The 15814-nt window shown below is 33.0% G+C and carries 10 protein-coding genes and 1 tRNA gene; 5 read left to right on the forward strand and 6 right to left on the reverse strand.

All coding sequences use genetic code 11. The features are described from left to right. Positions 1-49: 49 nt before the first annotated feature. A complete protein-coding gene (locus ABNT61_RS10105) occupies positions 50-3265 on the forward strand; it encodes a starch-binding protein (protein ID WP_348743105.1) in 3216 nt (1071 codons plus the stop codon). A gap of 71 nt (positions 3266-3336) precedes the next feature. Then, the gene (locus ABNT61_RS10110; protein ID WP_348743106.1) at positions 3337-6696 is read left to right on the forward strand and encodes a starch-binding protein; all 3360 of its coding nucleotides are present in this window, start codon (positions 3337-3339) and stop codon (positions 6694-6696) included. 37 nt (positions 6697-6733) lie between these two features. On the opposite strand, the gene ABNT61_RS10115 is transcribed toward ABNT61_RS10110, so the two are convergent. The 3 genes from ABNT61_RS10115 to ABNT61_RS10125 form a co-directional block, all read right to left on the reverse strand. Next, positions 6734-7105: a VOC family protein gene (locus ABNT61_RS10115; protein ID WP_348743107.1), complete on the reverse strand. Its 372-nt coding sequence runs from the start codon at positions 7103-7105 to the stop codon at positions 6734-6736. A 60-nt stretch (positions 7106-7165) separates the two neighbouring features. Next, entirely contained in the window at positions 7166-7828 is a 663-nt protein-coding gene (locus tag ABNT61_RS10120) for a hypothetical protein (protein ID WP_348743108.1), read from the reverse strand. Positions 7829-7911: 83 nt separating this feature from the next. Further along, positions 7912-8769 carry a DUF4349 domain-containing protein gene (locus ABNT61_RS10125; protein WP_348743109.1) on the reverse strand — a complete coding sequence of 286 codons (858 nt, stop codon included), beginning with the start codon at positions 8767-8769 and terminating at the stop codon, positions 7912-7914. Between the two features lie 115 nt (positions 8770-8884). On the opposite strand from ABNT61_RS10125, the gene ABNT61_RS10130 reads away from it, so the two are divergent. Continuing rightward, entirely contained in the window at positions 8885-9769 is an 885-nt protein-coding gene (locus ABNT61_RS10130) for a hypothetical protein (protein ID WP_348743110.1), read from the forward strand. After that, positions 9766-10233, forward strand: a complete 468-nt coding sequence (locus ABNT61_RS10135; RefSeq protein WP_348743111.1) for a hypothetical protein — start codon at positions 9766-9768, stop codon at positions 10231-10233. Before ABNT61_RS10130 ends, ABNT61_RS10135 begins: the two co-directional genes overlap by 4 nt. Before the next feature lie 6 nt (positions 10234-10239). On the opposite strand, the gene ABNT61_RS10140 is transcribed toward ABNT61_RS10135, so the two are convergent. The 3 genes from ABNT61_RS10140 to ABNT61_RS10150 all read right to left on the reverse strand — a co-directional run bounded on the left by ABNT61_RS10140 (position 10240) and on the right by ABNT61_RS10150 (position 15508). Beyond that, positions 10240-11451, reverse strand: a complete 1212-nt coding sequence (locus ABNT61_RS10140) for a DUF418 domain-containing protein (protein WP_348743112.1) — start codon at positions 11449-11451, stop codon at positions 10240-10242. Positions 11452-11537: 86 nt separating this feature from the next. Beyond that, complete coding sequence (gene odhB, locus ABNT61_RS10145; protein WP_348741507.1) at positions 11538-12746, reverse strand: 2-oxoglutarate dehydrogenase complex dihydrolipoyllysine-residue succinyltransferase; 1209 nt, start codon at positions 12744-12746, stop codon at positions 11538-11540. A 32-nt stretch (positions 12747-12778) separates the two neighbouring features. After that, positions 12779-15508, reverse strand: a complete 2730-nt coding sequence (locus ABNT61_RS10150) for a 2-oxoglutarate dehydrogenase E1 component (RefSeq protein WP_348743113.1) — start codon at positions 15506-15508, stop codon at positions 12779-12781. 193 nt (positions 15509-15701) lie between these two features. Here ABNT61_RS10150 and ABNT61_RS10155 point away from each other — a divergent pair. Next, positions 15702-15775: transfer RNA gene (locus ABNT61_RS10155), tRNA-Asn, on the forward strand. The last annotated feature ends 39 nt before the right edge of the window (positions 15776-15814 follow it).

Raw genomic sequence — 15814 nt, forward strand, 5'->3', positions numbered from 1 at the left:
ATTACGTTTTTATCAACCTCAAATTAATCAATAACAAACCCTATTATTCATGAAAACTTACTTTTCAAGATTAAGTTTCGTGGTACTCATTATTACCATGTTAACTTACGACAACGTTTTCTCTCAGAACGATTTTAGAGAAGAAACAATTTATTTTCTACTGACCAGTAGATTTAATGATGGAGACCCAAACAACAATGCTCCCACTGAATGGTCTTCGTACAATCCAGATCCCGACATTAATCCAAGTATTACAGATCCCAATGATGTAACCTGGAGAGGTGATTTTAAAGGTTTAATTCAAAAATTAGATTACATAAAAGATATGGGCTTTACGGCCATTTGGATTACACCTATTGTTCACAACAGAAGTCCATTAGATTATCATGGTTATCATGCTTGGGATTTTACTCGTGTTGATCCTAGATTAGAATCACCTGGTGCAACTTTCCAAGATTTAATCAATGAAGTTCATGCCAAAGGAATGAAAATCGTACTGGATGTAGTAACCAATCATGCCGGGCGATTTGGGATTAAAGATGTTGCAGAAATTAAGTACAACACCGATCCAACTAAACCATGGGCCGCAGTTGATAATCCAAATTGGGAATATGACGGAATTACTCCAAATCCTGATGATGGATTAATTTGGAGTAGAGCAAACTTGGCAAAAATGCCAGCGCCTTATAATCAAAATTTAGCAGCTTACAATTTCCCAGGAAAAGAAAGTTATGTGGATACGAGTGATCCAGATTGGTATCATCATTCAGGTAATGGATTCGCACAAGGTTTTGATGACATTGAAAACCTGCACAATCGAGCTCTTGCTGGTGATACTCCAGATTTAAATACAAGTAGTCCAAAAGTTAGAGAATACTTAGTGAACGCATATCGTAAATATATCGAAATGGGAGTAGATGCTTTTCGCTGGGATACGTTAAAGCATATGAGTAAAGAAGATGTGCTGTATTTCTTTGACGCATTCAAAGCTATCAATCCTAACCTTTTTATATTCGGAGAAGTTGCTCAAAAGCGACATGAACTTCATCCTGTAGAAGAAATTAATCCTCACTATTACACTTGGCGTGGCGCAGTAAATAATTCTGCTCCATTAGATTTAGCTGTAATTGATTTTTACGGTGAAGCAACTTTTCATGGAACTTTTGAAGAAGGACAATCCTTTCCTACGGTAAAAGCAGCCGCACGTTACGATCATTTATATAGTGATCCTTCTACTCTAGTTACTTGGTTAGACAATCATGACTTTGGTCCAAATAACGATTGGAACAGACGTTATGGAGGAAGCGACGAAAACTTAGCTGCGTGTATGAACTTTATGTTTACTTGGCGTGGAATTCCTACAGTTTATTACGGAACTGAAATGCGCTTTAAAGCTGGTGAATTTGCAGATATTCACAATGCTGCTGGAATTCAAGAATCTATTGACAATACTGGTAGAGCTTATTATGGTGATGTGATGGATCAGGCTCCAAGTCACAAAATCTATCAACAAATAAAAAAGTTGAATGCAATGCGACGTGCTATTCCTGCTTTGCAAAAAGGAAGCTGGGAATGGAAAGAAGCTCCAGGAAATGCTGTTTCTTATAAAAGAGTTCATGGAAACAGTGAAGTTGTTGTTGGATTAGCCAAAGATGGCGGTGCATCCTTTTCTATAACTGGAGTTACTGATGGCGTTTACAGAGATGCTGTAACTGGACGAGAAACGTTTGCTTCTGGAGGTAGGATCAATTTTTCAGTTACTTCTGGTTCTGCAGGAGTTTATGTTTTAAACGGACCAGGTTTAATTGGACCATGCGGTGGTGGATATTTTGAGTCCTGTGTTAACGGTCCTAGTAAACCTATTGTAACAATTAATTCGAATACAATTCAATCCGAAAATCCAATACAAGTTTCAATGGAAGCTTATGGTGGTTCTGGAAGCTTAGAAATTTTCTATACTACTGATAATTCTAATCCAAATCAATCTAGCAATCGCTATACAAGTTCTTTTACGATCAATAGTTCTTCTACAGTAAAAGCAATTGCATTTGACAGTAATGGAATAGCATCTGATATCGTAACTCAAAACTTTACAATTGGACCGATTCAAGGATTACATGTATACTTTAAAAAACCCGATTCTTGGTCACAAGTAAATGTGCATTATTGGAATGAATCTCCTGATGTTTTACCTGCCAGCAATTGGCCTGGTCCAGAAATGAACCAAATTGGTAATACAGATTGGTATGAATATATATTTAATGGAGTAACGAGTACTAACTTACTATTTAATGATAATGGTAATGCAAAAACTGATGATTTAGTTAGAGCTCAAGATGGATGGTTTCAAGATGACCAATGGTTCGATACAGATCCAAGAGATAATACAACTCCTGATGATCCAGATCCAGACCCTGTTGATGGTATAACAATTTATTACAAAGGAAACATTTCGAATCCGAACATATATTACTGGAATACTAGTCCTGGAACAGCTACAACATCTTGGCCAGGTGAAAATATGACTGATATTGGTAATGGCTGGTTTTCTTATACTTTTAGTAATGTGAATTGTACCAATTTGATTTTTAGTCGTAACGGAAATAATCAAACTGATGATTTACAACGATGTGGAGATGGTTGGTATTTCAATGGTACTTGGCACGATTCTAATCCTGAAGAACAACCTACTGGAAACGATTTAAACATCTATTTCAAGTCTGATTCTTATAGTAATCCTGAAATATATTTTTGGAATGTTACACCTTCTAACCTAACTACAACTTGGCCTGGTGAAACTATGACGCTACAAAGTAATGGTTGGTATAAATACACTTTTAGTAATACAGATTGTTCAAATATTATATTCAGTAATAATGGAAGTTCTCAAACTGCAGATTTAAACAGATGTTCTGAAGGTTGGTATTATAATGGAACTTGGTATGATTCTAATCCGGATAATTTACAAGCCAGAACTAATTCAATTTCTAGTACTTCGAACCATCCAGATTTAATATCAATTTATCCGAACTCAATTAATGAGAATTCGAAAGTGAGAATTGGTAATTCAAATGGTAAAACAGATTTAAAAATTGAAGTAATTAGTGTTTATGGCACTTCCCAAACTCTAGTTGATACTAAAATCAATTCGGGAATGCATGAATTTAAACTTAATGAAATTCAAAATCAATTAATCAATGGAATCTATTTTGTTCGTGTTACAATGAACGGAAAAACTACAGTTAAAAAAATTATCAAGAAGTAAGAAATCGAAGTCGTCTAAAAACCAATTAGGCGGCTTCTTTTCATCCTATTTTTTTAAAAAAAACAAACCAAATGAGAACACTAATAATAAGTTTATTCTTACTACTTAGTTTTATTGTAGTAGGACAAAATGAAAACCGAAACAAACCCTTTAGCTGGGACAATTCAACCGTATATTTTGTAATCCAAGATCGTTTTGAAAACGGAAAAACAAGTAATGACCAGTCTTATGGACGAGGAAAAGATGGAAACGGAAATGATTATGGATTTGATCAAGTTGGAAATTTCTATGGAGGAGATTTTGTAGGATTAACTCAAAAAATAAACGAAGGATATTTTGATGATTTAGGCGTAAACGCGATATGGTTTTCAGCACCATACGAACAAATTCATGGATGGGTTTCTGGAGGACAAAATGGAGAGTTCAGACATTATGCTTACCATGGTTATTATGGATTAGATTGGACAGAGATGGATGCTAATTTTGGAACTGAAGAAGAATTCAGAGCATTTGTTGACGCTGCTCACGATCATGGTATTCGTTTAGTTATGGATGTTGTGATGAACCATGTTGGTTACAATACTTTACACGACATGCAAGAATTCAACTTTGGATGTGTAAACGATAGTTGGCGAGGTTGGCGTCCTTCTAATGGCCAAACTTGGGCAAGCATACACGATTTATTTATCAATTATTCGAATAGTTGTAATAATTGGGGGAATTGGTGGTCTGGTAATTGGATTCGCGCAGGTTTACCTAGTTATCCTTCTCCTGGAGGTGATGAGCTAACACAAACTTTGGCAGGACTACCAGATGTAGTTACAGAAGCAAATAATGAGGTTGGATTACCTCCAATCTTACTAAGAAAATGGTCTTCTAGTAAATTAGCTCAAGAACAGTCTGAATTAAATGATTTTTTCAATAGAACAGGATATCGTAGAACAGTGAGAAATCACTTCGTAAAGTGGTTAACAGATTGGGTTAGAGAATTTGGAATTGACGGTTTTAGAGTTGATACTGAAAAACATGTGGAAGGTGAAGCTTGGAGAATATTAAAAGAACAAGCCGTTATTGCTTTACAAGACTGGAAAAATAATAATCCAACTAAAAAAATAGATGATTTACCATTTTGGATGGTAGGAGAAAATTTCGGTTATGGATTTGGAAGATCACAATATCATATTGATAATGGTTTTGATGGTTTAATAAATTTTGATTTTCAAGGAAGAGCGGGAAATATTAACGATTTAGAAAATATTTACTCTAATTATGCCAATGCTATTAACTCCGCATCTGACTGGAATGCTCTTAGTTATATTTCTTCTCATGACACTTCTTTATTTGATAGAGGTAATTTAATTAATGGAGGAACTAGTTTGTTATTAGCTCCTGGATCTGTTCAAATTTTTTATGGTGATGAAACTGGTAGACCTGAGGGTCCTCAAGGTGGTGATCCACAACAAGGAACACGATCTTACATGAACTGGAATAACATTAACACCAACATTCAGAATCACTGGCAAAGATTAGGTCAATTTAGAAGAAATCATCTTGCAGTAGGCGGTGGAACGCATCAACAATTATCTAGCAGTCCGTATACTTTTTCTAGAACGCTTGAAAATGATAGAGTAATAGTTGTCGTTGGTGCATCAGGAAACACAACCGTCAATGTATCTTCTATGTTTCCTAATGGTACAGAATTACGAGATTTTTATACAGAATCTGTTGCTACAGTATCTAATGGTTCGGTAACTTTTAATGCTCATAGCAATGGAATTATACTTATAGAAGAAACAAACCCTACAAATCGTCCTTCTTTAGCTGTTATGCCAGAAAGTAGTTATGATCCTAACACTATAACTATGACAGCTTCAGCAAACGATACTGATGACCCTAACCCAACAATTTACTACACTACTAATTTAAATCTTAGTACAGATAATTTAAGTAACTGGAATATATATTCAGGAGATGTAACTTTTACAGAAACTGTTGATGTTCAAATCGTCGCTCAAAATTCAAATGGTGAACTATCCTCTGTAGTCACTAGAAAATATTCAATAGGTGAAATAGATGGTTTTACACTTTATACATTTTCTGAATGTTCAGAAGTACCAAGAGTTTATTATTGGTTAGAAGAACCAAATGTTTTGCCAGATGTTACTTGGCCAGGAGTAGAAATGACTCCTTTAGGAGATGGTTGTGAAGGATGGTATAAATATGAATTACCTGGAATATTGAGTACAAACTATATTATTAATCAATGTGGTGGTCAAACAGAAGATTTGTTTTTAGATAGTCAAATGCCTGTTCCCTGTACCACAGGTAATCAAGCTCCTGAATTAACAATAAATCCTCCTGGTGGTGAATATAATCTTGGAGAAACGGTTCAAGTTTCTTTAACCGCAACAGATAGTAATGATCCTAATCCTGTAATTCGATATACATTAGATAATTCCACACCAACAAATACGTCACCTATTTATAATGGTCCAATATCAATTACTACTGAAACAACACTAAAAGCTGTTGCTTTTGATTCTGCAGGATTAGCTTCAAATTTGATTTCTGAGACTTATACATTTAGTGAACAATCAAATTCTATGACGGTTTACTATAAAGGAGATCTTCCGAATCCAAGTATTTACTTCTGGAATACGAGTCCCGCTTCTTTAACAACATCTTGGCCTGGTATAAGTATGAATGATATTGGGAATGGTTGGTTCTCTTACACTTTTGAAGGAGTTGAATGTACTAACTTAATTTTCAGTAATAATGGCTCGAATCAAACGGCCGATTTACAACGTTGTGGAGATGGTTGGTACTTTAATGGAACTTGGTTTGATGAACAACCAAATTCTAATGATTTAAAAGTATATTTCAAATCTGATTCCTTTAGTGATCCTGAAATTTATTTCTGGAATACTTCTCCTTCAAACTTCACAACTATATGGCCAGGCGAAAGTATGCAGCCTGAAGCTAATGGTTGGTTTAGCTATACTTTTTCTGATACTAATTGTGCAAATGTAATATTCAGCAATAATGGAAATTCACAAACTGCAGATTTATCTAGATGTTCTAACGGTTGGTATTATAATGGAACTTGGTATGATTCAGAACCAAATACTTTACAATCTAGGAATACTGAACAGATAACTAATCTTAATCAACCAGATTTTATTTCTGTATATCCTAATTCAATTAATGAAAATTCGAAAATAAGAATTGGTAATTCTAAGGATAAAACAAATCTAAAAGTTGAATTGATAAGTGTCTTTGGTACTTCTGAAACTATAATTAATGCTAAAATTGACTCTGGAATGCATGAATTTAAACTTAATGAAATTCAAAGCCGTTTAACCAATGGTATTTACTTTGTTCGTATCACTATGAATGGTAAAACCACAGTCAAAAAAATTATTAAAAAGTAAGTAAACAAAACGCCTCTCAAATTGAGAGGCGTTTATTTTATACATGTTGGTCAATTAAAATTGTATTTCCATCAGGGTCAAAAAACACTATGCTTGCAGGACCACTTGTTGTTTCATCAGCTTCCTTTTCTAATTTTATATGATTTTCTTTTAAATGTTTTTGGATACTTCTCACATCATCAAATTCTTCTAAAGCATTCGCATTTTCATCCCAACCTGGATTAAACGTTAAAATATTATTTTCAAACATTCCTTGAAATAATCCAATTAGTGAATTTCCATTCTTCATAATTAAGTAATTATGTTCTATTGTTCCTGCAAAATTGGTAAATCCTAAAGTTTCATAAAACTCTTTAGATTTTTGTAAACTCTTTACAGCTAAACTTATTGAGAAGGCTCCTAATTTCATGATAAGATTCATTTGGTTAACTCTTTCAAGTTACAACATTAACCCCAGAAAATGAGCGAATCAAGAATTTAATCGATTACGAGAAATGTTTTTAATTAAGGCTCTCATCAGAAAATAATACGCTGTATTATATAAAACAACACTCAAAATAATATAAAACAAAGAAGTTCCTGCTATTTTCTTAGAACCAGATAACGCATCTGAAAGAATGAAGATTCCTATAGAAATAATCATTTCTTTATTCCCGAATTTCATTCCTTTGGTTGTAAGTAATGAAAACGAAGTTGAGAGTAATAATACGAGTCCAAGTGTTGTTGCAATCGATAAATAATAAAAAATCGAATCGGTGTATAGCAAATATAAAATTACGCCAAACATGGCAGTTGTTATTGCAAAAGCAATTAAGAGTATTGTTTTGTCAATCTTAGTATTTATATCGAATATAAGTTTTGTCCAGGATAATCTAAGTCCGATTAAACTCAGCATTCCAATTAAAGTATAATCATCAAGAGAAAACAGGAAACCTGTACTCACAATAAAAAACGATAAAACCCAAAAACTAAAAGGAACATCTTTTATTGAGTAATAACCGTATAATACAATAGAAATTAAACTTAAGGAACGAGGTAACCATAAAGCCTCTTTAAAATCAAGCATTATAATGGAAACATCCATTATACTCAGTAATATAAATAAAGCAAGAAATAATTGCTTTAAACGCATTGTAAGGGATATTTGTGGGGTGATCGGGCAAAGATATGAAAAATCCCACACGACGGTGTAGGATTTAACTTTTCACTCTTTAATTATGCTCTTTTCCTCTTTCTACATAACAAAATTCCCACAAGAATTAACACCAGTATTGACCAAGAATGGACAAGAACTAACACTAAATTTTCTAATAACCCCAAACCGAATAGCAATCCTTCTTTACTTTTAGTCCAGAATGTATCTCGTTGTACTATTTCATCTTTATACTTAATTTCTTCATAGAGAATAACATCTATAGAACTAAAAGCGATACGATTTGATAAATATTTCAGTCTACCCTGAGCAGCTTCAATTTCTTCTTGAATACTTCCCAATTTTTCTTCCGTATAGATTACGTCCTCAACAGTTTTTGCCTTTTTACGCAAAACATTTTCATAGCGTTCCTTTACTTGTAGTTTTGTCTCTAATCTTGAAGATACGTCTACAAACTGTTCGGTAACATCTTGTGTATTCACAGTTTCTTGATCAATGACATCAGCATAAGCACTTATACTATCTAACAACACGTCAAAATATTCTTTAGGTACTTTAATCTTAAAGTTGTTTTCTTTTTGATATGAATTATTCACATACTTTAGGTTTGCTACATACGCATTGAATTTCCCTGTTATTACTTTAATTCGCTTAGTTGTTTCTTTTACATCCTTAACTTTTAGTTTTAAAGTTCCTGATTTAATTATTTTTAATTGATCAATTTTATTATTCGGTGTAATTCTATTTTTATTTCCATCTGTCTTTACATCTTTACTTGGCAACGCATTAGAAATATCGTAAACCTCAGATACAGAAATATTCTCTTTATATTCTGATGATTGATTACAAGAAATGAACCCTAAAAAAAGCATTAATGCAATTAAAATTTTAATTTGAATTTCATTTAAATAAACTTTCATAATTTTATATTTACTAATTCTGGTGTCAAACTTATTTTTACAGTTGAACATAGGATTGTAAAACACTTGTAAAAGCTTTGTAAAACGATTTACAGAAAAACTCAATAAATTGTCTTTGGAAAAAACCGACATTTTTCACTTTGAATTACTTAAGAAAGAAATCGTAAGTACTTTTTTAAAAACTCATAGTGCTCCAAAAACTATTGAAGAATGGAAGGGCGAAAGCATCATACTATTTCAAGAGGATTTATTTGATAAGGTTAAAGGAAAGGTGAGTGAAAAATGGTTTTATACGTACTGTAAAAACTCCACTGACAAATTACCTCGAATTGATATTCTAAATTTATTGAGTCGTTATGTTGGTTATGAAAATTGGAATGATTTTGTAAATCAACATCAAAAATCTATTCCAAAGAAAAATAGTTATGCGAAAATAGGAGCTTTAATACTTGTAGTTTGTTTAATCGTTTGGAATTTGATTAAACCAAATAATGAATACGTTTTTTGTTTTGTTGACCAAATCACTGATGCTCCTATCACTAAAACAAGTTTAGATATCAAGATGCTTTCTTTACATGAATCGCCTATTTATTTTAAGACAGATTCAACAGGATGTTTTCGATATTCAACTTCTGAAAAACAAATTACCTTTGTAGTCTCTTCTCCATATCACAAAACCGATACAATAAAAAGATCGTTTTCATCTAACAATAACAATACAGTCAGAATTGCCTCGGATGATTATTCTTTAATGTTAGATTATTATGCCAACAATAATGTTCAAGAATGGAAGGCACATAAAGCAAAACTTGACAATTTAATTGATCCCAATGCGGAGATTTATCGTTTTTATAGAAACCGATTAGGTGTCGAGATTTATTCTAAGATGAGTTTCATTCAACTTATTTCTACGCCAACAAAGAGTTTACAACGTATTAAAATATTAGATAAATCCATTAGAAATGGAAAGATTGTAAAGCTTAAATTTATTGTAAAATGAAAAGATTGATTTACATAATCGTGGTTTTATTGATTTCGTCTTGCGCGAATTCTCCATCTATGGATAAAAAAAGTACTTCAGAGGAAATTCTATTCGAAGCATCTGATTCTAAAATGGAAGACAGCTCTATTTTAAAAGAGAAACTGACGACATATTTTGACCTATTGAAATTAAAAGAGAAACATCCAGATTTTGCAAAAGATCTCAACTCACAATTACAAAATCTATCTCAAAACAAAATAATTGAAGTCAAAAATTTAGAAGCTAGTTCTATCGAAAACATAAGCATTTCAAATAACGTTTTAAAAGTTTCCGACTCAATTGAAAGGATCAAAATTACTTATAATATTATGCATAAGGATAGCACCATAAAGGATTCGATTTTTGCTTATAAAACGAGTAATGAAATTATAATAGATGGATATCCAGTGAAATCATTTGATATTAAATTTGCAAAAGAATAACCATTATTATTTATTCTTTTTAAGCTTAAACAACTTCTTGTAGGTTAAACATCTCCAAACCCATTCCAAAGGACCAAAATGAAAATACGTTAACCAAATTCTACTTAAAATAACCTGTGCCATAAATACAAGTATAGCCGTTAAAAAAGTTTGAGTTGGACTCATAGTTTCATATAAACCAAAACCAATAGATGAAAACAGAATCAATCCGATAAAACTGTGCATTAAATAATTCGTTAAGGCCATTTTTCCAACATATTGTAATGGATTTAATAACGATTTTAATTTAGTATTGTACCATAACCAACCAATTATCCATAGATAAAATAATCCCATGATTACATCTGAAATCACCATGAGTTTGATAAAAAGCTGACGAGCAAAATCAATTTTATATACATCTAATTTTACAATAACATACAAGAATAAAATTCTATATAAATTAGATAGTATTGTAATGATGATAACAGGTTTCTTAATTTTTAATATGAAGATATCTAAAGACTCATATATCTTGTTTTTCCCAAGATAAGTTCCTAACAAAAACATTGATAATGCGATTGGAGCTAAAAATCCAACAAGCATTGGGAAATTCGATAAGTACTCTAATATTCTAAGCTTTAAACCTTCAAAGTAAGAACCGTTTACAATTATTTCTTTTACTGTTTCGCCAGTATAACCTTCTAAATAGACTCCAGGATTGTATCCAATAAAACCGGATAATTGCTCAAATACGTTATCATAAAAAGGAAACACTAAAAAGAAAAGCGATAATCCTAAGATTAATTTATTGGATTTAGTAATTAAAAAAACTGCCAATAAACCTAACAGAGCATACATATTCAATACGTCTCCAGACCAAAGAAGTAAAATATGTAAAACACCAAATAGGAATAGAAAAAACATTCGTCTAAAAAAGAAGGCCTTACTAAGTTTTCCTTTTTCCGATAATTTTACTGCTTGCATTGAAATTCCTAACCCAAATAACAGTGAGAATATTGGAAAAAATTTAGTGTAGAAGAACAGCTGTAGTATCTTTTGTATAGCAATATCTAAACTAGACGTCCATTGTTTAGCAAACTCATCTTGATTCAAAAAAGTAGAGTTCATAATTACAATGTTTACCACAAAGATTCCTAAAATAGCGAATCCTCTATACACGTCGAGTAACTCAATTCTTTTAGTAGTAATAGCAGTTTTTTGATTATTTGATTCCATTAAGGTATTACTTGTTTTTTGGCATAAAAAAATCCTACACTCTTTTAAGTATAGGATTTTAATTTATATTCTTTTCATGTAAAAAATTACATTTCTAAAGCTTTCTTAGGATTTCCTCCCATAAGTAGCTCTACAGGGTTTTCTAATGCTTCTTTAACAGCAACTAAGAAACCTACAGATTCTTTACCATCAATAATTCTGTGGTCATATGATAAAGCTACATACATAATTGGTTGAATAACCACTTCTCCATTAACAGCCATTGGACGGTTAACAATATTGTGCATTCCTAAAATTGCACTTTGTGGAGGATTGATAATTGGAGTGGATAACATAGAACCGAATACACCACCATTAGTAATTGTGAATGTTCCTCCAGTCATTTCATCAACAGTAATCTGGCCTTCACGAGCTCTAATCGCTAAACGCTTTACTTCACTCTCAACACCTCTAAACGTTAAGTTTTCAGCATTTCTAATTACTGGTACCATTAATCCTTTTGGCCCAGAAACTGCGATTGAAATATCTTGGAAATCATAAGATATCATTTCCTTTCCATCAATCATTGAGTTTACAGCTGGATACATTTGTAATGCACGCACACAAGCTAATGTAAAGAAACTCATGAATCCTAAACCAACACCATGTTTAGCTTTAAAGTCTTCTTTATACTCTTTACGTAAATCAAAAATTGGTTGCATGTTAACTTCGTTGAACGTAGTTAACATTGCAGTTTCATTTTTTACAGCAACTAAACGCTCGGCAACTTTTCTACGTAACATAGAAAGCTTTTTACGCTCAGAACCACGAGATCCCATTCCTGGAGTTCCCATAGATGGAACAGCTTGTACAGCATCGTCTTTAGTAACTCTACCGTCTTTTCCTGTTCCTTTAATATCTGAAGCACTCATTCCCTTTTCAGCTAAAATTTTCTTAGCTGCTGGAGAAGCTGTTCCTGTTGCATAAGTTTCCTTAGCTGGTTCAGCTTTTGGAGCTTCTTTTTTCTCTTCAGTTTTTGGAGCTTCTTTCTTCTCTTCTCCTCCTTCTGGTTTTGCAGCACTCATATCAATATGACATACTACAGCACCAACTGCTACTGCATCTCCTTCCTCTGCTTTTAAAGTGATAATTCCGCTTTCTTCCGCAGGTAATTCTAACGTAGCTTTGTCAGAATCAACTTCTGCAATTGGTTGATCTTTCTCTACATAATCACCATCTTCAACTAACCAAGTTGCTATTTCTACTTCTGTAATTGATTCCCCCGGAGAAGGAACTTTCATTTCTAAAACACTCATATTTTCTTTTTTTTCTGAGTTTATTTTATTCTTTATTTATCAAAAACTTTGTCGATTATTGCCTGATGACGCTCTTCTGAACGTTTCTTCGAACCTGCTGCTGGTGCAGCTCTGTATGCTTCAGAAACACATTCTAAATTCGCTAATTCAAAACGGTCTAACATGTGTAACCAAGCTCCCATATTTTTAGGTTCTTCTTGTGCCCAAACGTAACGATCTACATTCGGATATCTATCCATTACAGCTTTAATCTTATCATTATGTAATGGGAATAATTGCTCAATTCTTACTAAAGCAACATCATCTCTTTCTAACTTCTGACGCTCAGCTAATAAATCATAATAGAATTTACCAGTACAGAACACCATCTTTTTAGCTTTAGCTGTATCAATTGTGTCATCAATTACCTCTTGGAATCCTCCTTCTGCTAATTCTTCAATTGTACTTACTGCCGCAGGCAAACGTAATAAACTCTTTGGTGTAAATACCACTAAAGGTTTTCTGAACTCACGTTTCATTTGACGACGTAAGATATGATACATATTGGCTGGGGTTGAACAATTTGCAATAGTCCAGTTATCCGTAGAACACGATTGTAAGAATCGTTCTATCCTTGCAGATGAATGTTCAGGTCCTTGACCTTCATATCCATGCGGTAATAACATTACCAATCCGTTTTGCAATTTCCATTTATCTTCTGCTGAAGAAATGTACTGATCAAATACAATTTGTGCTCCATTGGCAAAATCACCAAATTGCGCTTCCCAAATTGTTAGTGTATTTGGTGCAGCCATTGCATAACCGTAATCGAAACCTAAAACTCCGTATTCAGATAAGTGAGAATTGTAAATTGTTAATTCTCCTTTATTCTTTGGATTCGTATTTAATAAGTTTACACGCTCTAATGTATTTTCATCACGCATAATGGCATGACGGTGAGAGAATGTACCTCTTTCTACATCTTCTCCTGAAATACGAACATTAAATCCTTCTTCTAATAAGGTACCGTAAGCTAAATTTTCAGCAGTACCCCAATCTAACTCATTCTTTTCAAACACCATATCTGCACGCCCTTTTAAAATACGCTCAGCTTTACGAACAAACTTATGCCCTTCAGGTGTAGAAGAAATTACTTTTGCGATATCTTTTAATGCTTCAACCGAATAGCTTGTATCTACTGGCTGTAACATATCTTCTAATTGTTTTCTTACAAATCCATCCCATACATCTGGCATGAAGTCTTGAATTTTAGAAGTAGTTTTCTTTTTTGACTCTGTGAATTCAGCTTCTAGATGTGCTTTGAATTCGTCTGTTATTTGATTTACATAGTCTTTAGTTATTGCATTTTCTTCCAACAACTTAGCTACATAAATCTCTTTTGCATTCTTATGCTTTTTAATTGTTTTATATAACTTCGGTTGCGTAAAACTTGGTTCATCACCTTCGTTATGACCGTATTTACGATATCCTAGTAAATCAATAAAAACATCTTTTTTAAACTTAGCTCTATATTCAACAGCAATTTGCATTGCATGACATACAGCTTCTGCATCATCTGCATTTACATGTAATACCGGAGACAAAGTTACTTTTGCAACATCAGTACAATATGTACTTGAACGAGCATCTAAGTAATTCGTAGTAAATCCAACTTGGTTATTTACCACCACGTGAATTGTTCCTCCAGTTTTATATCCGTTTAACTGAGCCATTTGTACCACCTCATACACAATTCCTTGACCAGCAATAGCTGCATCACCATGCACTAAAATTGGAAGTATTTTGGCATCATCTCCATCGTAATCTAAATCTACTTTAGCTCTAACAATTCCTTCAGCAACTGCATCAACAGTTTCTAAGTGAGAAGGGTTAGGAACTAAATTCATTTTCATTTCCTGTCCGCCTCTATACGATTTGCTTAATGTAAGACCTAAGTGATATTTTACATCTCCATCGATAGTTTCATCTTCAAAGTCTTTACCTTCAAATTCGCTAAATAAATCACGAACTGGTTTTTTGAAAATGTTTACTAGTGTATTTAAACGACCACGGTGAGCCATTCCTAAAACACACTCTTGAACTCCATATTTTTCTGCTGCGTCTCTAAGCGCAACACTAATTCCTGGAATTAAAGTTTCACCACCTTCAACTGAGAAACGTTTTTGACCTACATATTTTGTTTGTAAGAAACTCTCAAACGTAGAAGCTTGATTTAATTTAGATAAGATATATTTCTTTTCTTCTAAATTATAACTTGGGTGATTATCATTTTGGTTCAAACGATCTTGCCACCACTTGATTTCTTCCGGGTTTCTTAAATACATATATTCAACACCAATACTATCACAATAAATAGCTTTTAAGTGTTGAACTATAACAGATAATGTTTGCGGTCCAATTCCTAAGATTTGTCCTGCATTAAATACTGTTGATAAATCGTTTTGTGCTAATCCAAAATTCTCTAGATCTAGAGTTGGTGTATATTGCCTACGCTCTCTAACTGGATTCGTTTTGGTAAATAAATGACCTCTTGTACGATATCCATTAATTAAATCGATTACTAAAAATTCTTTTCGAACTTCTTCAGGAATTTCAATTTCTTCTTCATCCTCGGTTAACGAAAAATTCTCGTTAGCCAAATCATAACCTTGGAAAAAACTTCTCCAACTTGGTTCTACTGCATCTGGGTTTTTTTGGTATTGTTCATACAGCTCACTAATAAAACCTACATGCGCTGCATTTAAGAACGAAAACTTGTCCATATATACAATTGTACTTTTCTGTAATAAGAATAACAAATACAAAAGTACAACTTTTAGTAGAATCGAGTTCCTTTTTTAAAATTTTAATTCTGAGCAGAAAAAAATATTTTTTTAATTTTTTTTCGAAAAATATTTGTGGAATAAAAAAAGGGTGCTATATTTGCACTCGCAAAACACAAAATGTGTCGCAAACTCCTCCTTAGCTCAGTTGGTTAGAGCATCTGACTGTTAATCAGAGGGTCCTTGGTTCGAGCCCAAGAGGGGGAGCAACAAAAAGCATCGCTAACAGCGATGCTTTTTTTATTT

The sequence above is a fragment of the Tenacibaculum sp. 190524A05c genome, from assembly GCF_964036595.1.
In the GTDB taxonomy this organism is placed as follows: domain Bacteria; phylum Bacteroidota; class Bacteroidia; order Flavobacteriales; family Flavobacteriaceae; genus Polaribacter; species Polaribacter platacis.